Here is a 24,606-nt window from a genome sequence, read left to right as displayed (position 1 = left end):
GACGGGCCCCTAAAAGAAAATCTGTGCTATCGCATGTGCCCCGTCAGCAGGGACAGCAGCGTGCCCGACAGGCACGTCGGCAAGTCATGCCCCATCCCGGGCAGCAGCACCAGGTTGGCGCCGCGAATCGCCGACGCTGTGGCAAACCCGCCGTTGGTGGCGACCATGAGGTCTTTGTCGCCATGAATGACCAGCGTGGGGCAGCGAATCCGCTGCAACTCCTGGGTACGGTCACCGGAGTTGATGATCGCGCCGATCTGCCTGGCGGTGCCGAGATTGCTGGCCTCACCGCCACCTCGCGGCCAGGCTTGCATGGCGTAGTCACGCAAGGCCGGCTCGTTCCACTCCAGCCGCGAACCGATCAGCCCCATGATGTCCACGTAGTCGCGAACGCTTTCGTGCTGGGTGCGCGGTGGGCGGCGCAGAAGCTGGAACAGCGCTTTGAGCGCTGGCTGGCCGACGCGCAGTGAGCCTGTCGTGGAAAAGATCGAGGTAAGCGTGCTGACGCGTTCGGGGTAACGTGCGGCGAGTGTCTGGGCGATCATGCCGCCCATCGACATCCCCACCACATGCACCGCTTCCAGATGCAAAGCGTCCATGAGCCCGATCACGTCGTTGGCCATGTCCCCCAGGTCATAGCCGGGCGTGCGCTTGCGCAGGAACTGCTGCAGGGTCGTGGGGGGCGCCACATCCGTGAAGAACGAGCGGCCCGCGTCACGGTTGTCCAGTGTGATGACCCGCAAGCCTTGCTCGACCAGGCCGTCGATGAGCGCTTGCGGCCAGTAGGTCAGTTGCAGCCCCAGGCCGACGATGAGCAGGACTGCCGGGGCGGTTTCATGGCCATGGCTGCGATAGCAGAGCCTGCGCTCGCCTGGCAGCTCGCAGAAGCGATCGGTGCTCATCGGCGGCTACCTTGCTGCTGCAACTGGACATCGGCGTGCAAGGGCGCATTTGGTACTGCGGTGAACTTCAGGCACTTGTCTGCCACCGTGCCACGGCGCAGCAGTTTGACGTCGCGGAAGTAATCCATCGACATCACCCAGGGTTCGCGCGGCCCCTGGCGCGGCATGCTGTCCAACGCGCGCTGTACGTAGCCGGCACCAAAGTCGAGCAAGGGGCGGGTTTCGATGCCTTCCGGCGCCTTGGGCTCGCAGACGTTGTAGCCTTCGCGCTCCATCAAGCCCAGCAAGCGGCAGAAGTGGTCGCACAGCAGGCAGACTTTCAAGGTCCAGGATGAGTTGGTGTAGCCCACCGCGAACGCAAAATTGGGGACACCGGAGAGCATCATGCCTTTGTAGGCCAGGGTCTCGCTGAGCACGACCGGTTTGCCGTCCTTGTGCAGGGTGATGCCACCGAACAGCTGCACGTTCAGCCCCGTGGCGGTGACGATGATATCGGCCTTGAGCATCTTGCCTGACTTGAGCAATACACCGTGCTCGGTAAACCGCTCGATATGATCGGTGACGATGTCGGCTTTGCCCGCGCTGATGGCTTTGAACAAATCGCCTTCGGGCACCGAACACAGGCGCTGATCCCAAGGGTTGTAGGGCGGGTTGAAATGCACGTCGACCGGGTAGTCTTTCGGCAATTCCTTGCGGGTCAGCCACAGCAGCAGTTTCTTCGAAAGCTTGGGGAAGCGCTGGCAGAAGCCCCAGAAGGCCAGGGTGATCTTGGCGTTCTTGTAGCGCGTCAGGGAATAGGCGGTTTGCGCGGGCAGGACCTTGCGCAGGAACGCTGCAACCCCATCGTTGGCGGGCTGGTTGATGATGTAGGAGGGCGTGCGCTGCAGCATGGTGATGCTGGCGACCTTGTCGGCCATGGCCGGGATCAGGGTTACCGCAGTTGCGCCACTGCCAATGACCACGACGCGCTTGCCGGTGTAGTCGAGGTCTTCCGGCCAGTGTTGCGGATGGATGATCTGGCCCTTGAACTGTTCGGTACCCTCGAAGCGGGGCGTGAAACCCTGGTCATAGCGGTAGTAGCCACCTGCGCTGAACAGCCAGCGGCATTCGAGGGTGCGTACCTGCGCCGTTTGGCCATCCTCGATGCGCACCGCCCACAGGCCCTTTTCACTTTGCCAGTTGGCCGAGATGACCTTCTGCTGGTACTGAATGAAGGGGGCCAGCTGGTGCTCGTCGATGGCTTCGACCAGGTACTCGAGAATGTCTGCGGCGTCCGCCAGGGACTTGGCCTTGGTCCAGGGCTTGAAGTCGAAACCGAAGGTGTAGAGGTCCGAGTCGGAGCGGATGCCGGGGTAACGGAACAGGTCCCAGGTACCCCCCACGCGCTCGCGGGACTCGAGGATGGCAAAGGACTTGTTCGGTTGCTGGCGTCGCAGGTAGGCCGCCGCGCCGATGCCAGACACACCGGCTCCCATGATCAGAACATCGAGCGGCTCAACCGGAAGAGCAGTGTGAGAGGACATGTCGCCTCCTATTGTTGTGTTATAGAGACTGATCTTTTGACTTGATCATTTGACTCAGAATAAAGTCGCAGGAAGGGTGGGACAAGGTGCAAAATGCACCACGTCACTGCTATTTCAGGATGATTTGCACCTGTTGCTTCGCTGATCAACGATCAGACTGGGTCAGTCTGGTAGATATCGTCATCGGAACGTTCGAAGGGGGCGCTGCGGTTTTCAGAGCCGGAGGGGGAGGGGATCGCCGTGCAGCGACGCAGCACGGCGCATCCTGTGGGGCCTCAGTAACTGGCAACCAGCAACTTGACTGCCTGGCAGGCGGTCTCGGTCTCGGCCTCCAGGCGTGCACGGTCGCCGTGGGCGGACCAGGCGAGCATCAGGCCGTCGAACAGATTGATCAGCAAGCGGCTGATAGTGGTCAGTGCTGCCTGGTCCAGCGCGCCGTCGGTGACCTTCACGATGGCCTGTTGGGCCGCTTCGAGGGAAACGGCATAGATCTTGGTCGCCATCTCCGGATTGTTGCGCAGGTTCCAGCAAAACAGTTCGAACTGCGTGGTCGCCATCTCAGGATGAGCGGTGAACCAGTTGACCAGCTGGCGCAACATTTCCCCCACCGATTCCGCCGCCGTGGCGCCTGTCGGCACGTGTTGCAACGATTGTTGCGGCATGTTGATCAAGGACTCGTAGACCGCATAGAACAGCTCGTCCTTGGTGTGGAAGACATAGTGCAACGATGCCAGCGGCGAATCTGCTGCCGCAGCGATTCGCCGGGTTGTGGCGTTAGCCACCCCATGTTCCGCGATCACCTTTACGGTGGCCTCGATAAAGTCCTGCCTGCGCTCTTCAGCACCAATCCGAGCCATTGAGCGTTCTCCCTTTTCGGTATTGCCGCCGGCCCCTTGGCCCGGCGTTGACGGTGACGAATGCTAGCGCAAGGTCAAGCCTCAATCCATGAGTCGATGCAATCCCATTCCGTATGGGCAAAGGAGGGTACGGGAAAATGCAAATCAAATGACTTGATCATATGACCATGTTCGGTAATGATGAGTTCACCACCCAAGTCGCCCGGCCTCGGTGGACAGAACAATGACAAAACCAGACAGGTAGAAAGCAGATGGATACACGAGCGCTCTCCACAGTCAGCAGCGATGCTTCGATCGAGCAGGTGGTGGACATCATTCGGCGTGACGGCGGCGTCATCATTGCCGACTTTGTTTCGCCGGCAACGCTGAAGTCCCTCACCGAAGAGCTGGACAGCTACCTGAAGGTCACGCCTTGTGGTGTCGATCCTTATTTCGCCGGCACCCAGACCCGCCGTGTGGCCCGCATCATCGGACGCAGCGACACCGCCGTGGAGGTGGCGCTGCACCCGCTGTTCCTCGGCGCGGCCAGGCAGATCCTGCAGACCCCTACCCACGTCTGGGTGGGCAGCGAGCGCATCGAAATGGCGCCTGATATTCAACTGAGCATCACCCAGGCGATCCAGATTGGCCCGGGCCAAGGCCTCCAGCCCTTGCACCGTGACGATGCCACTTCGCTCTGGCGGCACCCACAGTATGGGCGTGAGGCCAGGCTGCAAATGATGCTGGCCATTTCAGATTTCACCGAGGAAAACGGTGCGACGCGCGTTATCCCCGGTAGCCATCAATGGGATGACGAACGAATGCCGACCCAGGAAGAAACCGTCGCCGCACAGATGAAGGCAGGTTCGGCGCTGCTGTGGATCGGCTCGGTGTATCACGGCGGCGGCGCCAACACGACGGCATCCCCTCGTACTGGCCTGACGATGGCCTACGACCTGGCCTTCCTGCGCCTTGAAGAGAATCACTTCCTGTCCATTCCCGTCGAACGTGTTCGCCAGCTCCCGAGCGAAATGCAACGCCTGCTGGGCTGGAGTGCCAGTTCCACGCTGCTGGGCTGGGTGGAAATCGATGGCCAGATGCGCGACCCGCAGGAACTCCTCGGCATGCCGGCTTTTTCCGAGCCGGGTAAAGGCTTCTGACAATTCTGGGAGTGACGCGAATGAACGCGTTGAACAATGCGGCCGATGGCGATGCAGCTCCGTTGGAGTTTCGCAGTCTGGGGGGATGGGTGGAGCGACCGGCTGATCTGCAGCCGACCCTCGAAGGTCACGCGCAGGCCGATGTGATCGTGATCGGCGCGGGCTTTGCCGGGCTGTCGACCGCGCTGGAACTCAGGGCGCTCGGGGCGGATGTGATCGTGCTTGAACAGGAATTCGCCGGCTTCGGTGCCAGTGGCCGCAATGCCGGCTACCTGCTGGGCAGCATGGGCATCGAGTACGATATGTTCGTCAAGCGCGTGGGTTTGCAGCAGGCGACGCAGTTCGTCAGGTTCTATGACGAGGCGGTGCCCTACGTGGAGGGTCGCTTCAAAACGTTGGGTATCGACTGTGACTACAACCCTTCGGGCGTGCTCCGGGCAGGTGTTCATCCTACCCAGGAGAAGCGCTTGCGGGAAAACATGGCGCTGGGTCAGAAACTGGGGGCGACGAGCCGCTTCGTCGACGGTGCCGAGATGCGTGCGCGGGGCATCCCCGCAGCGTTTCTGTTCGCCACCGAGCAGTGCGGTGGCACCTTGAACCCAGGGAAGTACATCGGCGGCCTGCGGCGCGCGGCCATCGAGGCGGGGGTGAAACTCTACGAACGCACGCCGTTGCTGTCCTTCAGCGAGGGGCCGGTCATTACCTGCAAGACTGCCCATGGCCGTGCAACCGCCCCGGTCATGGTGCTGGCAACCAACGCCTATACCCCTCAGCTGGGGGTGTTGCGCAACAAGGTCGCGGCGATTCGGGTGTCGGCAATCGAAACCCAACCGCTGTCGCCGCAGCAGTTGGCTGCCCTCGGCTGGCAAGGGCGGGAAGGGATCATCACGCCGCACTACACCATGGAGAGCCACCGCCTGACGGCACACGGCACGATGGTGTTGACCGTCAAGAAGCTAGGTTATGCCTACGGTTCGAAGACGCCCAATGTCCCGGACCAGGGCGCCTATGCGGCATTGGCGCAGGTACTGCGCGAGCGCTATCCAGCATTGCAAGGCCTTGGCGTAAAGCACTGCTGGAGTGGTTACGTCAGTGGCGCCTACGACTTCCTGCCGGTGATCGGTGCCATGGGCGCGAAACAGAATATTTACTACACCACCGGCTGCTCGGGCCACGGGCTGGGCACGCAATCGTTGATCGGCAAGCTGTTTGCCGAGCAAATCAACGGCCAGGCGCCTGAGCTGCTGGCAGCACTGCAACACAAGACGCCGTCCTTGCTGCCTGAACCCTTGCAATGGTGCGCCGTACACGCTGCCTTTGCGGCGGCCAAGTTGCTGGATGACTGGACCGATAGAAAAGTGCGTAAAGACAAGGCCAGCAAGGGCTGATTGCAATTGATGTGCGTGTTCTATGCCCATACGTGCAGAACTACGGCGCGACCCTTTTGACAGAGGCTGTTATCGTGGAACTCATAGATTTGTTTGCGTTGATCGCATGCGTGCTGCTGGTGATGAGTGGCTTGGGTTATGGTGTTGCATTTATCAGGCGCAAGAATTATTTGTTGGGCGTGGAGTTCTTGATTGTCGGTATTTCCGCAACAAACTTTACGACGTTCATCGCCACGGGGTGGCAAGCCAATTATAATGTCGCCATTTTTCTGGATGCGTTTTCCCGCGGGGTCGGCGTGCCGGTTATTGCAACGCTCGGATTGATGGCCGTGACGCACAATTACAGGCCGTCGCCGGCGAAGGACGTGATATTGTTTTTGGTCGCTTTTGCCGCGACGGCCATTTACTACCTGTCGACGAGCTTTAAAGAGGCGCTGCCCTATTTCTATGTGCTGATGTGGTCGTTGTACACGTTGTTCCTGGTCTACTTTATCTGGCGGCTGGTACGTGCCGGCGAGTCGCTGCACGCGTTGGCCACCTTGCTGGGAGGGGCGGCGGGGCTGACGATCGCGCTGCGGTATGACTTCTTCCCGATCCCGGGGGATGACACCAAGATGATCTTCATGACCTGTGCCTTCCTGACCTGGTCCTATTCGATTGTGCAGTTGTTTTATGCCTATGGGGCACTTCAGCGCTCAACGAAAGTGTCCTCACATGCCATGCTCCATTCCAGTTAAGTTGCGGGGTAGTTAACGGGCTGTTCAATGGCTGACGGGAAGCGTGGTTTGATATCTGCTGTTACTCCATGGCGGGCGAAAGCCTGCTTTTTTACCGCCCCTAGGGGCGGTTTTTTTATGGGTGAATCATTCATGTTAGTCATGGGTCTAGATAAGCGAAAAGTAGTTAGGGTTCAGTGTGGCAAGTGATAATTCTTTTAGGTGGCGCACTATTAAAAAGCATCTTTTGGTAACACATGTTTCCTTACTTCCCAATAAGGTGCAGGCGCCAGGCACGCATTAATCGATAATTAACTTCAACTCGCTGATTTCTCTAACGTAATCCGCCCATGACGCATTCTGGCATGTGGCTTGCGTGTTGATCACGCGACATGGTCATTTGATCATGTCGCGTGATCATGATGTAGCAGGCGCCGATCTTTCCACCCGAAGGGTCGAGCAGCCGGTCCAAGCCCTTTGTTTGAGGATCCTCCAATGAAAGATGTCACTGCACGGTCGGAAAGTGTCGTATCCGCCCGCCGTATTTTCAGGCAGCTGCTGGTTACCCTTGCGGCCTCGACCGCGATCTGTTCGGTACAGGCTGCGCCCCAGGGGGCAGAGGCGCTGGGGTCGAAGTTGACGCCGCTGGGGGGCGAGAGCGCCGCCAGTTCTAGCGGGGATATTCCGGCCTGGTCCGCCCCAGGGCCACAGGGGGCGGGCTGGAGCTACGGCCAGGTGCGAGGGGAGCATTGGAAGTTCAAGGGCGACAAGCCTCTGTACAGCATCGACTCGAGCAATGTGGCGCAACACGTGAGCCAGCTTTCACCGGCCCAGCTGGAACTGTTCAAGAAGGTTCCGGGCTATCGCATGGATGTCTTCCCCACCCGCCGTACCTGCGACGCGCCGAACTTCGTGGCTGAGAACACCAGGCAGAACGTGGGCTTCGCCAAGCTCGATGCTTCCGGTGTCGCCCTTGAAGAAGCCCATGTTCCGGGTATCCCGTTCCCGATGCCCACTACCGGTGCAGAGGTGATGTGGAACATGAAGATGCGCTATCGCGGCGTTGGCGTTGAAATCCCCCGGAGCATTTCAGGCATTTCACCGCGCAAGGGGGGGGAGTGGTTGCGCCAGTCCACCGACACCTTCTTCCTGACCCCCTGGGGCAAGAAGGGCAGCGCGCTTTTCTCCTCCTACGGCCGTCTGGAAAACGCGACCTTCTTCAACTACCTGGCGCCCGCTGCGTTGGCCGGTCAATCCGCCGTGCAAACGGCTGTGGCCGGCGAGCAGGCCACGACCTTCTACTACTTCCCTGGCCAGCGTCGCGTGCGCCGTATGCCGTCGTACTCCTACGACGCGCCTCAGATCGGCCTGGACAACCAGTACACCGTGGACGAGGCAAACGTCTTCTTCGGCACCATTGACCGTTTCGACTGGAAGCTGATCGGCAAGCAGGAGCTGCTGGTGCCTTACAACGATTTCGGTGCCTACGACACCGCCACCAAGGTAGAAGCGTTCGCCGGCAATGACTCGATCGCGCCGCAGTCGCGTCGCTATGAGCTGCATCGCGTCTGGGTCGTCGAGGCCAATGTCCGTCAAGGCATGCGGCACCAGGCGCCCAAGCGCATGTTCTACATCGACGAGGACAGCTGGAACCCGCTGCTGGCCGTCGACTTCGACAAGCAAGGGCAGATCTGGAAGGTGCGTGAAGGGTTCTCGATTCCCGTGTACGAAACCGGCGCTTGCGACGTGCAGGCCCAAGTCCAGTACAACCTGGCCGATGGTCGTTACCTCTTCGACATGACCTCGATCGGTGCGGGAAAGAACGATATTCGCTGGATCACCGAAGACAGTGGCAACCCTCGCCTGAAACGCGACTTCTTCACCTCCGACAACCTGCGAGCCATCAGCGAGCGCTAAACCGACGCCAGATCGAGAGCCAACATGAAAAAAATAATGACGAAAGCGTCAGGCCTTGCCATCGTGTGCGCAACCCCGCTGGCAATGGGGTTCACCTTTGAAACCGAAACCCTGACGGGCTCCTTCGATTCCACGATCACCGCAGGCATGGGCCTGCGGACGGAGTCGCGGGGCTGCAACCTGATCAACCAGGGGCCGACCGGGCACAACGTGCCCTCCGGCTGCCTGGCGCAGAGCTCCGGCGTGGCGGACCAGGGCGACCTGAACTACGACCGCGGCGACATGTTCACCAACTACCTCAAGGGCACCCATGAGCTGTTGCTCAAGATGCCCGAGGACGTCACCTTCATGGCGCGTGGCACCTGGATCCGCGATTTCGCGGCCACCGATACCACCGGCACGCTGTCGTTCAACACCCCAGAGAGCGTCGGCAGCGACGGGCTGAGTGACGACGCCCGCGACGACCTCGCCTTCAAGGCCCGCCTGCTGGACCTGTGGGTGAGCAAAGGCTTCGACGTAGGCGGGCAGCGGGTCCGTGCGCGCCTGGGCAACCAGGTGATCAACTGGGGCGAGAGCCTGTTCGTGGCCGGTGGCATCAACAACACCAACGCCTACGACTACCAGGCCTTGGCACGCCCCGGCGTGCAACTCAAGGAGGCCGTGCTGCCCGCGCCGATGCTCAGTGTCGCGTCGGGCCTTGGCTCGGGTGTCAACGTCGAGGCCTACTATCAGTTCCGCTGGAACAAGAGCGAGTTGCCGCCGGTGGGCAGCTATTGGTCAAACACCAACGCACTGGGCGAGGGCAGGGGAGACTACGGGTTCTCCGAAAAGGACGCCCGCGACAGCGGCCAGTGGGGCCTTTCGCTGCGCTGGCAGCCGGAAGACAGCGACATCAACTATGGCTTCTACGTGATGCGTTATCACGACAAGTTGCCGTCGTTGCGCGTCGCCATTCTTGACCCGAACACGTTCGCGGCGGCACCCACCTGGGAATACCAGGAAAACCGGATGATGTATGGCGTCAGTGCCAACATGCCGATCGGTGACTGGGCAGTCGGTACGGAGCTTTCTTACCGGCCCAAGGATTCGGTCATGCTCAACCCTGTCGTCGACCTGTGTTCCAGCAATGGGGGCAAATGCTGGAAAGACGAAAAGAAATTCCAGTGGCACCTCACCGGCCTTTACAGCTTCACGCCGTCCAACTCCCCGACGCTGCTCGATTTCACCGGGGCCAGCACGGGCACCCTGCTGTCGGAACTGGTGGTCATCAAGTACCCCGGGCTGCATGACGAGGTCAATGGCGAACCACTCGCCCCAGGGCTCAATGCCTGGCAACTGGATCCTGCGACAGCGCCCAAGTCCCGTGGCGACAAGACCTCGTCGGGCATCAACCTGGACTTCAGCCTGACCTATGACGGCACGTTGCTGCCGGGCTGGCAGGTCACGCCCGGCGTCTTCTACTCGCGCTCGCTTGGAGGGCGAACGCCGAACCTGAGCGCCACCTTCACCGAAGACGCGAGCAGCATGAACCTCTACCTGAACTTCGTGCGAAACCCGGCCAGTTGGCAGATTTCGCTCAACTACGCGAAGTTCATGGGCGGCGAAACCCCCTACGACCAGCTTTATCGTGACCGCGATTATGTCGGCATCGCGATCTCCCGCACCTTGTGAGGCCTGCCGTGAACGGTTCTGTAAAGCTATCTGAAGCCCCGGCACGTGGCCTGTTGTCACGCGTCGAGGGTGTGTTGTTCGGGCACCGTCGTCTGGTACTGGCGAGCCTGACGGTGTTCACGCTGATCATGGGCTGGTTCGCCGTGCAACTGCGTATGGATGCCGGCTTCGAAAAGCAATTGCCGGTAGGCCACGAATACATCAAGACATTCGAGGCCTACCGCAACGACCTGCTGGGAGCAAACCGGCTCACCATCGTGGTCAAGGCCCGACAGGGCGATATATGGAGCGCCCCGGGCCTGAAGCGGCTGTATGACGTCACCCAGGCAGCGACCTTCCTTCCTGGAGTGTCGCGCAGCAGTGTGCGGTCCCTGTGGACGCCCAATGCCTTCGTCAACGAAATCACCGAAGAAGGTTTTCGCGCTGATCCACTGGTACCGGGTACGGTTTCTCCCGATCACCTGGATGACCAGATCATCGCGACGATCGCCAACTCCACTGCCCAGGGTGGTTTCATCGGCACGCTGGTTTCCCGTGATCAGAGCAGCGCGATGATCACGGTGGAACTCAACGAGTACGACACCAATGGCGCCCACCTGGACTATGTGGCGTTCAACCACAGGCTGGAGAAAGAGATCCGCCAGCAATTCGAGGATGGCGAATTCGAAGTCCAGATCATCGGTTTCGCCAAGCAGATCGGCGACATCGCTGACGGTGCTTCAGCCGTACTGGAGTTCTGTTTGCTGGCGTTGCTCCTGACCGCGGGGGCGGTGTACTGGTATTGCCACTCCCTGCGCTTCACGCTGCTGGCGCTGGTCTGTTCGCTGGCCTCGCTGGTGTGGCAGTTCGGCAGCCTGCGCCTGTTGGGGTACGGGCTCGACCCGTTGGCGGTGCTGGTGCCCTTCCTGGTGTTCGCCATCGGGGTCTCCCATGGCGTGCAGCAAATCAACTTCATCGTCCGCGAGATCGCTATCGGCAAGAGTGCCGAAGAGGCGGCGCGCTCGAGCTTCACCGGCTTGCTGATACCGGGAACACTGGCTTTGGTGACCGCACTGGTGTCGTTCGTGACGCTGCTACTGATTCCTATCCCGATGGTACGAGAAGTCGCCATCACGGCCTCCCTCGGTGTGGCCTACAAGATCATCACCAACCTGCTGATGCTGCCATTGCTGGCCTCCATGCTGCGGGTCGACGATCGCTATGCGGCTGCCCAGGAAGTTTCCCGGCAGCGCCGTACCCGCTGGCTGCGAGGTCTGTCCCGGCTCGCCGAGTGGCGTAACGCACAGTGGGTGCTTGGCGTGGCCCTGGTGGTCTTCCTGGTGGCGATCTGGCAAAGCCACGACCGGGTCGTCGGCTCGTTGCAGGCGGGGGCCCCGGAGTTGCGTGAGGACTCGCGCTTCAATCGCGATGCCGTCTCCATCGCCACCAACTACGACATTGGCCTGGACTGGCTCAGCGTGGTTTTCGAAGCTAACCAGGGGGCCTCTGGTGAAGGCGAGGCGGCGGCCTGCGAGGATGTCGCGGCGGGTCAGTACCAGGATCGCTTCGTCTGGGCCATGCAGGGTGTGCCCGGTGTGCTGTCGGTGGCCTCCTTCTCCAGCAACATGCGTCAGTTCAACGAGGGGTACAACGAAGGCAATCCTAAAATGGCCGCGGTGCCGATCGACCCGATGAACTATGCAGCACTGGCCACCGAGGTGGCGCGCACGCCCGGGCTGGTGCGTACCGATTGCAGCATGTCCGCCGTGCACCTGTATCTGGCCGACCACAAGGCCGCGACCATCAACAGGGTGGTTGAGGCCGCCAAGGCGTTCCGCAGCGACTATCCGCTGCCTGGCCTGTCGATCCGCCTCGCCTCGGGCAACGCCGGCGTTCTGGCTGCTATCAACGAAGAAGTGGAGAAGAGCGAAACTCCCATGCTGCTTTACGTCTATGCCGCGATCGCGCTGCTGGTGTTCGCCGTCTACCGCGACCTGCGGGCGGTGCTGGTTTGTTGCCTGCCTTTGACCATCGGCACCTTCATCGGCTACTGGTTCATGAAGGAACTGCAGATCGGCCTGACCATTGCCACCTTGCCGGTGATGGTGTTGGCCGTGGGCATTGGGGTCGACTACGCCTTCTACATCTACAACCGGCTGCAACTGCACCTGGCCCACGGCCAGTCGATCACCAAGGCGGTCGAGCACGCATTGCTCGAGGTGGGCGTTGCGACGATCTTCACCGCCATTACCCTGGCGGTGGGCGTGGCTACCTGGGCGTTCTCGGATCTCAAGTTCCAGGCCGACATGGGCAAGCTGCTGGCCTTCATGTTCATCGTCAACATGGTCATGGCCATGACCGTGCTGCCGGCCTTCGCCGTCTGGCTGGAGCGGGTATTCCCACGTAAGCGCCCTGTGCGCATGATCGGCGCGCTGGTGCACTGAGGAGAGAAGCATGAAGTTCAGGGTTTCATTCACCGCGGCCTTGCTCGCAGCAGCATTGCCGCTGATGTCTCTTCAGGCCGCGCCGTTGCAGGCCGTGCCGGCCGTACAGGCGAGCAATGCCACGCAGGCCACCATGCTGGCCGCCGGCTGGGCGGGGGCGCGCATGGTGGCCGTGGGCGACCACGGTGTCGTGCTGTTGTCCGACGATCAGGGCCTGCAGTGGCGCCAGGCGAGGTCGGTACCGCTGTCCACACCGTTGACGGGCGTGTCTTTCGTGGATGCCAAACGCGGGTGGGCGGTTGGCCACTGGGGCGCGATCCTGGTCACCACCGATGGCGGGGAGTCCTGGCAGGTCCAGCGCCTGGCCACCGAAGAAGACCGGCCACTGTTCGCGGTGCACTTCTTCAATGCCCGGCAGGGCGTTGCGGTAGGCCTCTGGTCGTTGGTACTGACTACCGAGGATGGGGGCCAGACGTGGTCCGAGCAGCCGCTGCCGGCCCCGCCGGGGGCCAAGCGGGCCGACCTCAACCTGATGGGGCTGTTTGCCGACAGCCGCGGCACGCTGTACGCCACGGCTGAGCATGGGCAGGTACTGCATTCCGAGGACCAGGGTAAAAACTGGCGTTACCTGGATACTGGCTACGAAGGCACCCTGTGGGCAGGCGCGGTATTGGCCGATGGACGTCTGCTGCTGGGTGGCCAGCGCGGCACCCTGTTGCAGGGTTCAGCGGACGGCAAGGGCTTTCGCCGAGTGCCAACGCAAAGCAAGGGCTCTGTCACTTGCGTAGCGGTAGCCGGCTCTCGTGTGCTGGCGGTCGGGCTGGATGGGCTGAGCGTGCAGAGCAGCGATGGCGGGCACAGTTTCCAGGAAACGCAGACCGCTGATGGCCTTTCACTGACGGCGGCATTGTTCAACGCCGAAGGTGTACCTGTATTGTTTTCACGCCGAGGGGTAATGCCCTACCAGGAGTGAAGGGTTGGCCACTCGCTCAGAAGCCAGGCATCGCAAACCGATGCCTGGCCTGTTTCCTTGCCTGGGCGATTGGGTGGTCGTGGCACCTTCAGGCCCAGGCAAGTCAACGCTGGACGCTAGAGCTGAAGGTAATCCGCCAGGTCTGCGTAGTTATGTTGCCAAAGGCCAGGGCTACCATTGGGGTATTGGGAGCGGAAACCGAGGATCTTCTGTACCCGCGGAGAAAGCGTGCGCACCAGCTCGAGCGGCACGATTAACGGGTAGGCTTCTTCAGGCGTGATGATCGAAGCCTGCATCGGGATCGTCAGCCCGCGACGGTAATAGTCAGTGGTCACGTTGGCCCCGCCACCATGGACGACCTTGCCGCCGAACAGCACGGCATCCCCGGCTTTGAGCAGGGCAGGAATCGTCATCTCTGGGGTTCCGACATCGTCGAAGTCATCCCAGTCCTGGCTCCCGGGGATCAAGCGAGTGGCGCCGTTTTCCTCGGTGAAATCGGTCAGCGCCAGCATGAGGTTGGTGATGGCGCGTGGCGCATGTTTGTTCATGGTCACGAACGGTTGGTACTGCATCATGTCACGGTGCAGCATTTGCGCTTTGTTGCCTGGGCCGATTTCGATCAACTGGGCCGTGGTCAGCCACCAGTCACCGCACTCCGGGGCGTAAAGCACGTTCCCCAGTTCGTGGAAGAGGTCGTCATCGAGGATCTCATCACGAAAGGTCTTGCTGTGGGTGACGAGGTTGGTGAGCCGTTTGGTCTGATGGCCATGGAACTCGGCGATCAGCTCGTGCTCGTGCCTGGAGCCGGCATCGAGCGCGGCCAGGGGGGCGTCGAGTTCGTTGTTGATCCGTACGACTTGTTCAGGGGTCATGAAGTTGCGGATGATTACCGCACCTGCGTGGTCGCTCAGCAGCGCAATCTCTTGCGCGGAAGTCGAGCGGGTTACCACGGGCAGGCTTGGCGTGGCGTCGCGAGAGGCTGACATTGAGAACACTCCAGATTGAAAGGAACGGTTGCGCAGGCGGGTTGACGTTTGATCAACGGGCATCAGGAAACAGGCCTGCTTGCCACTGCGCTAAGCCCAAAAAAGGGACATGGAGCGTCACGGTGCCTCCTTGTATTTTTTGTTCAGGCAGTGAGTTCATGCTAGGTTTCCACTGGCCCTGCGCCAAGGTACGAACTGCACCATTTTCCAGCCGATTTTTGAGTGATTTGCACCGCCCATGACCAGCACGCCATCACCCTGGCCACGCCCCTCGGAAACCGTTCGCGAGCTCATGCGCAAAGGCGCCGAACTCGCTCAGGCGCTGCCACCCGAGTGGGTCGAGCGCCTGAACCAGTCACTGTTCTCTTCGCCCGAAGATGCCAGGTTGCTGGAGGACCCGGTCATCCTCGCGGCGTGCCGGCGCGCCAACCGCGCAGAGTTGCTGCACTGGGCGAATGCCAACCTGCAGCGCCCTGGGGAGCCGGTGGAGCCCTATGTGTCCGCTGACATGGTGGACACGGCCAGGGAGCTCGCCCGCAGGGGGTTGTCCGAACTGCTGATGAATGTTGCAAGGTCGACACAGAACGCAGCCTGGGACCTGTGGATGAAGATGGCCTTCAGCCTGACGCAGGATCCCGCGGTGCTCGAGGAATTCCTGGAGGTCTCGTCGCGGTCGATCTCGGAATTCATCGACAGCAACATGCGTGTGGTGACGCAGATCATCCTCGAGGAGAAAAGCGCCCAGGCCCATGACGACCCTATCGATAAACGCAGCCTGGTCAGCCGGCTGCTCGATGGCAGGGATGTGGACGCGGAGCAGTTCGGCAGGCGACTGGGCTACAGCCTGGCTCAGAGGCACCATGCCTGCCTCGTCTGGAGCGAAACCCCGGACGCCGAGATTCGCCCCTTGGAGGATATGGCGCGTGCCCTGGCGCAGCTCACGGGCACGGTAGCGCCTCTGATCGTATTCGCGGGCCCTGCGACCCTGTGGGCCTGGAGCAATGCGGCAAAGCCGCTGGACCTGAACCTGCTGCAGGGCGTCGCCCGGCAATTTCCGAAGATACGCGCGGCAATCGGTTCGGCGGGCGCGGGGATGAATGGCTTCCGGCGCTCGCACCTGGAAGCCTTGACCACCCAGCGGTTGATGGGCCGTTTGGCGGGCTCACCCGCCGTTGCCACGATCGATCAGGTGAGGATGGTGTCGCTGATGACCCAGGATGCCCGCGCGGCCAGGCAGTTCGTCTTGAGCACGCTGGGGCGCTTGGCGACCGAGCCCACGGTGCTTCAGCATTCGTTGCACGCCTTCCTGGCCAATGGCTGCAACATCACCCAGACCGCCGAGGTGCTGGGTACCCATCGCAATACCTTACTACGCCGGCTGGAGCGCGCCCAGGACTTGCTGCCTATCCCGTTTGGCGACCATCGCATCCAGATTGCTGCCGCACTCGAGCTGGTGATCTGGAATACCCCATTTGCAGACGACGAGAAATAGTTGTCAAAGCACGTCCAGAGTCAACGATACGTAATGAGCCCTGTCAAAGTTAACTCAATCGAAAATTTACAACGCCACCCGCATTGATCTGGGGTCAAGGTTACTCAGGGCTGCGGGCCAGGAACCAGAATTCGAGCAGTTATAAACCTAGTGATTTGCCATGAGCTTGCGTCAACTGGCTCCGCTCGAATGCGCCCACGTTGTAGTTCCTACATGTTTTCGTCGCTGCCGAAGAGCATTTGGACACTGCTCTAGGACGATATTGCTGAGGTAGGTCGTCGGAGCGCGATTTGTGGAAAGCTGGCAGCAACGCTGCTTTACGCCAGCATTCCCAGCCACATCGCCCCGAGAATAATGAGCTGCGCTGGCACTAGGTATCGCGCAAAATCGTAGCCGCCATTGATGAACGCCAAAACACATTTGGTCAGGGTGTTCCCCGTCAAAGCCAGCATACCCGGCACCAGGAGCTCCGCCACCTGCAGCCGGCCCGCAACCACCAGCGAGGCTGCCGACGCCGTTGCGGCGTGGGCATCGCCCAGGCCGCTGATGAACGCAGCGATGCTGGCCCCGTTGTGTCCCAGTTGTTCGAGCAGAAATGCCGAGAGCAGCGCGATACCGGTCAGGGCGAGGGTGATGATGAGGGCTGTCCACAGGTTGAAGGCACCATCGCCCGGATGCACCGCCGAACTGCTCGATACCGCGCGCCAAGGCGCGAGCAGCAACGTGCCATAGATCGCGGTCACCAGCGCGCCGAGGCCGAGCGCGGGCAGGAAAGGGCCGAGCAGCTGGATATCGATGATACTCAGCACCAGGGCGACCTGGGTGATGGTTGCCAGGTTGGACAACACCGCCGCCGCAGCGAGGGGCCGTACCGCTGGGCTTTGTCGCCGGGCCTCATGGGCCAGCAGGGCAATGGTCGCCGAACCGGAAGCAAAGCCTGAAGCGATGGCGCTCAAGGGCAGGCCATAACGCGGGCCCATGAGGCGCATGGCGATATGGCCCAACGCCGCCACTGTCATCAGCAGGACGACCAGGGTGCAGATAGTGCGTGGGTTGAGCACGTTGTAAGGACCCAGAAAACGATCCGGTGTCAGCGGCAATACCACCAGGGCCACCGTCAGCAACGTCAAACCATCGCGCAGTTCCTGCTCGCTCAATTGCTGTAGCACGAAATGATGCAGCTCGCGGCGCAAGGCCAGCAACACGGTCGAGACCACACCTGCCGCAGCAGCGAGCTCAGGCTCGGCAACGCTCAGCGCGCCCAGCACAAGCACGAGTAGAAGCGCGATCTCGCCTGTCACATCTGGCGCTTTCCCGGGCGTGTGGCGGTACTGCAGGCAGAGCAGCAGTACCAGGCCCAGGCTCGCTGTCCCGACTAGCACAGGTCCTGCCAGCAACATGCTGACATAGCCCAGCAGGGCGGTGATGGCAAAAGTTCTCAGCCCGGCGGCGGCAGGTTCTTCATCGCGGCGTTTCTTGCGTTCGCGCTCAAGGCCCACGAGCATGCCGATGCCCAAGGCCACGGCGCCATGGCCAACATTCAGGGTGTCGAGCATGGCGCTTTCAGGCATTGCTTGCGTTCACCGTCAGGGCCGCCTTGCTCGATCGCCATCAATGCTGGCATGTCGAGTATTTCCACCAGCCTGCCGCGCAGGCTGACGATGCCTTGCGCACGCAAGCGGGCGACCGATCGGCATACGGTCTCCAGGCGCAGGCCCAGGTAGGATGCTATGTCCTCGCGCGACATGCGTAACATGAAGCCATGGGCGGAGTAGCCACGGTTGACGAAGCGCCTGGACAGCCCGATCAGAAAACTGGCCAGGCGCTGTTCGGCAGTGAGGTTGCACAGCATCAGTACGCGCTCGTGCTCACGCACGATCTCCCGGCTCATCAAGCGGTTCAGGCTTTGCTGCAAGACCGGAAAGTCGCGTGCCAGCGTTTGCAGGCGACGATAGGGGACCGGGCAGACTTCGCTGTCTTCCAGGGCGATCGCGTCGCAGACATGGTGATCGGTGGCGATGGCATCCAGGCCGAGCACGTCACCCGGCATCCAGAAGTTGATCACTACACCCTGGCCTTCGGCGCTGTTGAGGCTGGTCTTGAAACTGCCGCAGCGCACGGCATAGAGCGTGGTCAAGGGCGCATTGGCATTGAACAGTGCCGCGCCTTTGCGGATGCGCATGCGCGGCCCGATCAGTGCGCCCAGGCAGCTGTTGTCATGCACGGGCAGACCGGTGGGCAGGCACAAGCCGCTGACCCGACAGTCGCGGCACAGCGTGGTCAGCGGTTTCAGGTGAACCGGAGGGGAGGTGCGCGACGCAGCAGGCTGATCGAGCAGCGTGACTTTCAGTTGGCCAGTCATCTTCAGGCCCCCTTCGCACATCGCAGATCCGCCCGGACCGTCACACCTGGTCGGGGTGCCCAATCCGCCAGCATGTCCAGCGAATGGGGGGCGTTGAGGCGGGCGTTGAGCCGCTCGACAAACTGTTCGGCTTCAGCGGCTGTGCTGAAACTCACCCGCCAGTCGTCCATGCGGACCCAGCAGCGGTTCTGTTCGGTGTTGTTCTCGAGGTAGATGTTCATGGGTGCCTCCGGAGCATGCATGGGCAAGAAAACTGCGGAACGATGCAAACAAAGGCGTCCCTGCCTCCAGCGCGCGAGGGTCAGGGGGTGATCGCCACTTTCATCACCCCATCGCGCTGGTGGGCGAACAGTTCGTAGGCGGCTTCGATGTCATCGAGGCGCATGCGGTGCGTGACCAACGGTGAAACGTCGACCCGGCCACTGGCGACCACCGCCATCAACCGACGCATGCGTTCTTTGCCGCCGGGGCACAAGGTCGTGATGATGCGGTAGTCACCCAGGCCAGCAGCGAACGGGCCCAGTGGTATGTGCAGGTCGGCGCTGTACACGCCCAGGCTGGATAAGGTGCCGCCCGGGCGCAGCACCCGCAGCGCCGCCTCGAAGGTGGCTTGCGTGCCCAGCGCTTCTATTGCCACATCCACGCCGCGCCCGCCGGTGAGCGCCATGACCTGCTCGACCACGTTGCCCTGCCTGAAATCGACGATGTGGTCGGCGCCCATGCGGCGAGCGACATGGATCCGCTCGGCCACGGTATCGACGCCAATGATGGTGGTCGCGCCGAGCAGCCGGGCCCCGGCGACCGCGCACAGGCCGATAGGCCCCAGGGCGAACACGGCCACGGTGTCGCCCAGGGTCACGCCACCACGTTCGGCCCCGGAAAACCCGGTGGACATGATGTCCGGGCACATCAGTACCTGCTCGTCGCTCAGCTGATCGGGAATGGGGGAGAGGTTGGCCATGGCGTCCGGCACACGTACGTATTCGGCCTGGCAGCCGTCGATGATGTTGCCGAACTTCCAGCCGCCGATGGCCTTGAAGCCATGGGTGGTGCCTGCGCCATCCTGCGAGCTGCACCCACACAGGCAGGCGTTGCTGTGGCCGCTGGGGGTGATGGCGCCAGCGATGACGCGCTGGCCTTCATGGAACCCCTGCACCTGCGAGCCGAGCTTTTCGATCACACCGACCGGCTCATGGCCGACGGTCAGCCCCTTGGCCACCGGGTACTCGCCGCGCAGGATATGCACGTCGGTGCCACAGATCGTGGTGGTGGTGATGCGCAGCAAGGCGTCCAGGGGGCCGATATCGGGTACGGGTTTATCGTCCAGCACGATACGGTTCCTGTCGACGAACACCGCTGCTTTCATCAGGGCCATGGCACGCCTCCGAGGCTGGAGATTGTTGTTGATATGGGTGTAGCGTGCGCCCGGCAATCGGCGATACGTTGATCCGCGTCAAATTTGTATGCTGCGGGAAAGACCGTTGGTCCGTAGGGGCGCCAGTTGACAAACGTCAAGTCTGCAAAACACGGTTAACCGATGCTTCGGGTACGTATCGCAACCGCAGAGGTGTGCCATGGAAACCCCGCAAAGACTGCTGTTGATCGCATCGCCCCTGATGCGCCGAACCCCCGTCTACGACCGAGCCGCAGCCTTGGCCAAGGCCAAGGGCATGGCGCTGCACATCGTGGCTTTCGACTATGTGGAAGGGCTTGCCACGGCGGGCCTGGTCAATGACCAGGCGCTGGCAGTGATGCGCGAAGGCTACGTGCAGCAACACCGGGAGTGGTTGGAAAACCAGGCGCAGCCGATGCGGCGCAACGGTGTCACAGTCACCACTGAAGTGGTGTGGGTGCAACATCCCTTGAACGAGATCCTGGTGCACCTGCGCGAACAGCCGTTCGCCCTGCTGATCAAGGAGTTCGAGCATGAGCCCTGGTGGGCGCGTGCCATGTTCACCTCCCTGGATATCCAGCTGCTGCGCGAAACCCGCATCCCGCTGCATCTGGTGCACAAGGCCAGCCATGCGTTACCGCGCAGGATCCTGGCGGCCGTGGACCTGTCCAGGCCCGAGGATCAGTTCGAAGGCTTCAATGACCAGATCATCAGCGAGGCGCTGAAACTGGCTCTGCAGTGCAGCGCGCAGATCGAATTGCTGTATGCCTACGACCTGGGTTCCATGTACCTGGACGCCGGCGGCAGCCGGGAGCATTCGTTCCTGTTCGATTCCAACCTCGCCCGGACGCTACACGAAGCCCAGAGCGACGCCTTCCAGGCCCTCGCCGAGCGCAATGGCATTGCCGCCGAGCACCGCCACATGCGCATAGGCGACCCGGCCAAGGTCCTGGCCGTGTTCATGGACAACAATGATATCGACGTACTGGTCATGGGCAGTTATCACCACCATGGCATCGGCTGGTTCATCGGCAGTACTGCCGAGCGGGTGTTGCATCGCTTGTCAAGCAGTGTGCTGGTGATTTCCCCCGAGCATTCCCAGGGGTGAGGTACAAGGCCCGCAAGGGCCTTGTTTTCAGGCCCGCAGGTCCAGTTCGTGGAGAATCTCGCTGACATCGCCGCCCAAGTAGCGTGAGCTGAACCCCAGCCCCTTGGTCAGCCGGTGCATGGCGTAATTGTTCGCCAGGTCCCTGGAAATCATCCACTCATAGCCACTGCGCCGCGCCGCGTCGATCAGGTGCCGCAGCAAGCGCGAACCCAGGCCTTTGCGCTGCCAGTCCTCACGCACCGCTACCGCACACTCGCAGCGCGGGCTGCCCGGTATGCCGGCGTAACGGCTGACGCCAATTTGCTGCAGGCAGCCGTCGACGTGCGCCAGCGCGATGTAGGCCATGCGCTGGTGGTAGTCGACCGGCATCCCTTGCGGGTCCAGGCTGGGCAGGCCGCCACTGAGCCCAGCGATGAGGCGGAAGCGCCGAGACTCGTAGGCGATCGTGCTGAGAAAACGCTTGTCCCGGTCGTGATCCTCCTCGCGCAGCGGGCGGATCAGCACGGGCGTACCGTCATCAAGCTTTTCGACCCAGTGCTCGCAGGCGTCCGGTTGTTCAGTCTGCTGCGTGTTCATGGTGCCTCCCGTTACCCGGATAGATGCCTTAAGCCGTTGTAACGTGGCGCGCCGCTGCGGATCTGACAATCGTCAAGTTCGGGCCGGATCACCAGTTTCTGATCTGCATCAAACGCCAGCGCGCCAGTGTTCGGAAAATCCCCTCATCACATCCCAGTCGCGCAAGCCCGGAGGTTCATCATGGGTCAGTTTCGACAATTGCTGGTGCTGCTTACCGAAGTCGATCCCCATTCAGCCGCGCTGCGCAGGGGGCTGGCGCTGGCGCATGTCAGCGGCGCCAGCGTGCATGTGCTTGGGTTGTTCGAGCCGAGCGAGGAGCACCTGCTGCGCGAAGAGCGCCTGAACGAGGCTGATATCAAACGCCAGTACGACCACTACTGCGTGAAACTGCAGGAGCTGGTCGAACGGCACCGCGGCAGCGGTGTGACACTGACGGTCGACAGCCTCGCCGCCGACGATATCCGCAGCGAGGCCATCGACTACATCAGCGAACTGCAGCCGGACCTGGTCATCAAGGACAGCGAATCCGCGTCGGCCCTGGCGCGGCTGTTCGGTACCCCGCTGGACAGTGCGCTGATGCGCGGTTTCAAGGGGCTCACCCTGTTCGTGCCCAAAGCGGCCGTTACATTGCCTCAGCGCGTTCTGGTCGCCGTGGATACCTGTTTCAGCGAGACGCCAGAGGTTCAGGAACAGTTCAATCGAGGGCTGATTCGCGTCGCCCAGGCGTTGGCACTGCAGTGCGATGCTGCGTTGCATCTGCTGTCGGCCTACAACCTGGCCGGGGTGTTTGCCGCGGACATGAACGTCACCCAGGCGTGGATCGACGAGATGCGCGCGGCGCTGCAGGAACCCTTCAACGCCTTGGCCGAGGCCGAAGGGGTGGCGCCGGACCGCCGACACTTCGTGGAGGGCGGCCCGGTGCAGGTGATTCGCGAACAGGTCGTGGCCCTGGAAGTCGACGCTGTGGTGATGGGCGTGGTGCAGCCCAAAGGGCTGGACAAGCTGCTGGGCGACACCACTGAACGCATCGTCGGCCACCCGCCGTGCAGCGTGCTCGCGGTTCATCCCCATGTGTTCGAAACCCAGGAGACTTGGCCATGCAACTGACCTTTCTCGGCGGCACCGGGACGGTGACCGGCAGCAAATTCCTGTTGACCCGCGACCGCACGCGGATACTGGTGGACTGCGGGCTGTTCCAGGGCTACAAGCAATTGCGCCTGCGCAACTGGGAACCCTTGCCCCCGGCACTGCGGGCGCTGGATGCGGTCGTGCTGACCCACGCCCATCTCGACCATAGCGGCTACCTGCCAGTATTGGCCAGGGAGGGCTATAACGGACCGATCTATGCCACTCCGGCAACCTGCGCCCTGGCTGAAGTGCTCCTGCTCGACAGCGCGCGGCTGCAGGAAGAGCAGGCCGAACATGCCAATCGCCACGGCTATTCCAAACACACCCCGGCGCGGCCGCTTTATACCGAGCAGGATGCGAAACAGGCGCTGGCACTGTTACGCCCGGTGGAGCTGCATCAAGCAACGCCGATTGCCGAGGGCATGGACCTGCTGCTGCGCACGGCTGGCCATATCCTGGGCGCGGCGACGGTGCAGATCAGTGCCGAGGGGCAGACCTTGGTCTTCTCGGGAGACCTGGGCAGGCCGCAAGATCCGATCATGCGGGCACCGGAGCTGATCCGCACGGCGGATGTGCTGCTGGTGGAGTCCACCTACGGTGATCGCCAGCACCCGGCAGAATCGACCGAGCAGTATCTGGCCCAGGTCATCAACCAGACACTCCTGCGCCATGGCATCGTCCTGGTTCCTTCATTCGCTGTCGGGCGCGCCCAGCTGCTGATGTATTACCTCTACAAGCTCAAGCGTGACCGGCTGATCCCGGATATCCCGGTGTACCTCAACAGCCCGATGGCCACCGATGCCACCGCCCTGTACCAGCAGTTTCGCAACGAACATCGGCTACCGGCGGCGGAGTGCGCCGCGATGTGCAAGGGCACACGGATCATCCGCACGGTCGATGAGTCCCGCCACCTTGACCAGCTGCGCGAGCCGGCGGTGATCATTGCCGCCAGTGGCATGGCCACCGGTGGCCGGGTGCTGCACCACCTGAAGGCGCTGGCCCCCAATCCGCGCAACAGCATCCTGTTCTCCGGTTTTCAGGCGGGCGGCACGCGCGGCGCCGATATCGTCGCTGGCGCCCACAGCGTACGCCTGCAGGGCGAAGACGTGCCCATCCGGGCGCAGGTGCACGCCATGGAAAACCTCTCCGCCCACGCCGACGCCGACGAGATCATGGAGTGGTTGCGCGGTTTCACCCGGCCACCGCGGCAGACCTACGTCATCCATGGCGAGCCACACGCCGCCGACACCTTGCGACGGCGCATCAGCCTGGAGCTGGGCTGGCAGGTGTGCGTGCCGGAATATCAGGAAACCGTTGCCATCGACCCTGTGCGCTGAACCCGGCGCGGGAGGTAGTCATGAATACGCAAGCACGTGCGAAACTAAGGGCCTGGATGCACCGCCCCAGGGGCAGCGTGGGCTGGATCGTGGCCATCGCCACGTTACTCATAGCGGCGTCTGTCTACCGTGCCGTGAGCCCGAGTTGGCGCATGCCCATGCGCGATCCGGCCGTGCTCCTGAGCCTGTTGGCCCTGTGTGTGGCGCTGGGCTGGGCTGTGCAGCGTGGCGTGAAACGCACGGTCGGCAAAGCCATTTTCAACGGCCAGGAGACGGGCTGGCAGGCCAGGCTGGCCTTCCTGCGCTCGATCACCCGGGAATCGAACGTGCTGATGGGCATGCTGTTGCTCCTGGCGATGCTGGGCGGTGCCACCGTATGGCTGGCCGGGCGCTCCGTGGCGCAAATCGTGGAAAACTGCTCGGCCAACCTGCAGGCACAGGTGCAGGCGCCTGAAAATGAGCAGCTTGCAGCGTTGGTCGGCAAGCCTGTGTGCACCTGCCTGGCGCAAACCTTCCTCCAGCGTAATGGGGTGATCCGCCTGGCGTTGTTCGAGACACCGATGCAGGAAGTGAGTGGCCTGAAGGCGCTGACCCCCGCTGATGAGCAGCGTTGCCTCGCACAGTTCGACCTGTTGCCCGAGGAGGGGCATGCAGACACGCCTTGACGCAATCAACGGCCCCATCGGAAGCTGCCATGACAGGCGCCCATCGCGGC

21 protein-coding genes are annotated in these 24,606 nt (G+C 62.1%); 12 read left to right on the top strand and 9 right to left on the bottom strand.

What is annotated here, in order from left to right:
• Window positions 1-26: 26 nt before the first annotated feature.
• The 3 genes from ABE456_RS00930 to ABE456_RS00920 all read right to left on the bottom strand — a co-directional run bounded on the left by ABE456_RS00930 (window position 27) and on the right by ABE456_RS00920 (window position 3,282).
• Window positions 27-902, bottom strand: a complete 876-nt coding sequence (locus tag ABE456_RS00930; protein ID WP_346642293.1) for an alpha/beta hydrolase — start codon at window positions 900-902, stop codon at window positions 27-29.
• On the bottom strand, window positions 899-2,425 hold the full coding sequence (locus tag ABE456_RS00925; RefSeq protein WP_346642292.1) for an NAD(P)/FAD-dependent oxidoreductase: 1,527 nt from the start codon (window positions 2,423-2,425) through the stop codon (window positions 899-901). The genes ABE456_RS00930 and ABE456_RS00925 overlap by 4 nt, the downstream gene beginning before the upstream one ends.
• Window positions 2,426-2,700: 275 nt before the next feature.
• The gene (locus ABE456_RS00920) at window positions 2,701-3,282 is read right to left on the bottom strand and encodes a TetR/AcrR family transcriptional regulator (protein WP_010953715.1); all 582 of its coding nucleotides are present in this window, start codon (window positions 3,280-3,282) and stop codon (window positions 2,701-2,703) included.
• 251 nt (window positions 3,283-3,533) lie between these two features.
• On the opposite strand from ABE456_RS00920, the gene ABE456_RS00915 reads away from it, so the two are divergent.
• The 7 genes from ABE456_RS00915 to ABE456_RS00885 all read left to right on the top strand — a co-directional run bounded on the left by ABE456_RS00915 (window position 3,534) and on the right by ABE456_RS00885 (window position 13,509).
• A complete protein-coding gene (locus tag ABE456_RS00915) occupies window positions 3,534-4,421 on the top strand; it encodes a phytanoyl-CoA dioxygenase family protein (protein ID WP_346642291.1) in 888 nt (295 codons plus the stop codon).
• A 20-nt stretch (window positions 4,422-4,441) separates the two neighbouring features.
• Window positions 4,442-5,809, top strand: coding sequence for an FAD-dependent oxidoreductase (locus ABE456_RS00910; protein WP_346642290.1), 1,368 nt, complete (start codon window positions 4,442-4,444; stop codon window positions 5,807-5,809).
• 89 nt (window positions 5,810-5,898) lie between these two features.
• The gene (locus ABE456_RS00905; RefSeq protein ID WP_346642383.1) at window positions 5,899-6,546 is read left to right on the top strand and encodes a hypothetical protein; all 648 of its coding nucleotides are present in this window, start codon (window positions 5,899-5,901) and stop codon (window positions 6,544-6,546) included.
• A gap of 474 nt (window positions 6,547-7,020) precedes the next feature.
• Entirely contained in the window at window positions 7,021-8,442 is a 1,422-nt protein-coding gene (locus tag ABE456_RS00900; RefSeq protein ID WP_346642289.1) for a DUF1329 domain-containing protein, read from the top strand.
• 24 nt (window positions 8,443-8,466) lie between these two features.
• The gene (locus tag ABE456_RS00895; RefSeq protein ID WP_346642288.1) at window positions 8,467-10,113 is read left to right on the top strand and encodes a DUF1302 domain-containing protein; all 1,647 of its coding nucleotides are present in this window, start codon (window positions 8,467-8,469) and stop codon (window positions 10,111-10,113) included.
• An 8-nt stretch (window positions 10,114-10,121) separates the two neighbouring features.
• Complete coding sequence (locus tag ABE456_RS00890; RefSeq protein ID WP_346642287.1) at window positions 10,122-12,536, top strand: efflux RND transporter permease subunit; 2,415 nt, start codon at window positions 10,122-10,124, stop codon at window positions 12,534-12,536.
• A gap of 10 nt (window positions 12,537-12,546) precedes the next feature.
• A complete protein-coding gene (locus ABE456_RS00885; RefSeq protein ID WP_346642286.1) occupies window positions 12,547-13,509 on the top strand; it encodes a YCF48-related protein in 963 nt (320 codons plus the stop codon).
• A 116-nt stretch (window positions 13,510-13,625) separates the two neighbouring features.
• Here the strand turns inward: ABE456_RS00885 and ABE456_RS00880 are convergent, their stop codons facing one another.
• Window positions 13,626-14,495 carry a phytanoyl-CoA dioxygenase family protein gene (locus ABE456_RS00880; RefSeq protein WP_346642285.1) on the bottom strand — a complete coding sequence of 290 codons (870 nt, stop codon included), beginning with the start codon at window positions 14,493-14,495 and terminating at the stop codon, window positions 13,626-13,628.
• A 238-nt stretch (window positions 14,496-14,733) separates the two neighbouring features.
• Between ABE456_RS00880 and ABE456_RS00875 the strand changes: the two genes are divergently transcribed.
• On the top strand, window positions 14,734-15,987 hold the full coding sequence (locus tag ABE456_RS00875; RefSeq protein ID WP_346642284.1) for a helix-turn-helix domain-containing protein: 1,254 nt from the start codon (window positions 14,734-14,736) through the stop codon (window positions 15,985-15,987).
• Window positions 15,988-16,304: 317 nt separating this feature from the next.
• On the opposite strand, the gene ABE456_RS00870 is transcribed toward ABE456_RS00875, so the two are convergent.
• The 4 genes from ABE456_RS00870 to ABE456_RS00855 all read right to left on the bottom strand — a co-directional run bounded on the left by ABE456_RS00870 (window position 16,305) and on the right by ABE456_RS00855 (window position 19,724).
• Window positions 16,305-17,543 (bottom strand): DUF4010 domain-containing protein, encoded by a 1,239-nt coding sequence (locus ABE456_RS00870; protein ID WP_346642283.1) that lies wholly within the window; start codon window positions 17,541-17,543, stop codon window positions 16,305-16,307.
• On the bottom strand, window positions 17,528-18,349 hold the full coding sequence (locus ABE456_RS00865; protein WP_346642282.1) for a helix-turn-helix domain-containing protein: 822 nt from the start codon (window positions 18,347-18,349) through the stop codon (window positions 17,528-17,530). Before ABE456_RS00865 ends, ABE456_RS00870 begins: the two co-directional genes overlap by 16 nt.
• Before the next feature lie 2 nt (window positions 18,350-18,351).
• The gene (locus tag ABE456_RS00860) at window positions 18,352-18,570 is read right to left on the bottom strand and encodes a hypothetical protein (RefSeq protein ID WP_346642281.1); all 219 of its coding nucleotides are present in this window, start codon (window positions 18,568-18,570) and stop codon (window positions 18,352-18,354) included.
• Window positions 18,571-18,650: 80 nt separating this feature from the next.
• Window positions 18,651-19,724 (bottom strand): NAD(P)-dependent alcohol dehydrogenase, encoded by a 1,074-nt coding sequence (locus ABE456_RS00855; protein WP_346642280.1) that lies wholly within the window; start codon window positions 19,722-19,724, stop codon window positions 18,651-18,653.
• 199 nt (window positions 19,725-19,923) lie between these two features.
• Here ABE456_RS00855 and ABE456_RS00850 point away from each other — a divergent pair, with 199 nt between their 5' ends.
• Window positions 19,924-20,850 (top strand): universal stress protein, encoded by a 927-nt coding sequence (locus ABE456_RS00850; RefSeq protein ID WP_346642279.1) that lies wholly within the window; start codon window positions 19,924-19,926, stop codon window positions 20,848-20,850.
• Window positions 20,851-20,877: 27 nt separating this feature from the next.
• Here ABE456_RS00850 and ABE456_RS00845 read toward each other — a convergent pair whose 3' ends face one another.
• Complete coding sequence (locus ABE456_RS00845; protein WP_346642278.1) at window positions 20,878-21,426, bottom strand: GNAT family N-acetyltransferase; 549 nt, start codon at window positions 21,424-21,426, stop codon at window positions 20,878-20,880.
• Between the two features lie 180 nt (window positions 21,427-21,606).
• Here ABE456_RS00845 and ABE456_RS00840 point away from each other — a divergent pair, with 180 nt between their 5' ends.
• Genes ABE456_RS00840 through ABE456_RS00830 form a run of 3 tightly spaced genes read left to right on the top strand, consistent with a single transcriptional unit; the run spans window position 21,607 to window position 24,556 of the window.
• Entirely contained in the window at window positions 21,607-22,533 is a 927-nt protein-coding gene (locus ABE456_RS00840; protein WP_346642277.1) for a universal stress protein, read from the top strand.
• Window positions 22,524-23,891, top strand: a complete 1,368-nt coding sequence (locus ABE456_RS00835) for an MBL fold metallo-hydrolase (protein ID WP_346642276.1) — start codon at window positions 22,524-22,526, stop codon at window positions 23,889-23,891. Before ABE456_RS00840 ends, ABE456_RS00835 begins: the two co-directional genes overlap by 10 nt.
• 56 nt (window positions 23,892-23,947) lie before the next feature.
• Entirely contained in the window at window positions 23,948-24,556 is a 609-nt protein-coding gene (locus ABE456_RS00830; RefSeq protein WP_346642382.1) for a hypothetical protein, read from the top strand.
• Window positions 24,557-24,606 lie beyond the last annotated feature (50 nt).

It is taken from the genome of Pseudomonas sp. TWI929, assembly GCF_039673335.1.
Classification (GTDB): Bacteria; Pseudomonadota; Gammaproteobacteria; order Pseudomonadales; family Pseudomonadaceae; genus Aquipseudomonas.
The sequence above is the reverse complement of the archived record's forward strand: the minus strand, read 5'-3'. Positions and strand labels throughout refer to the sequence as shown.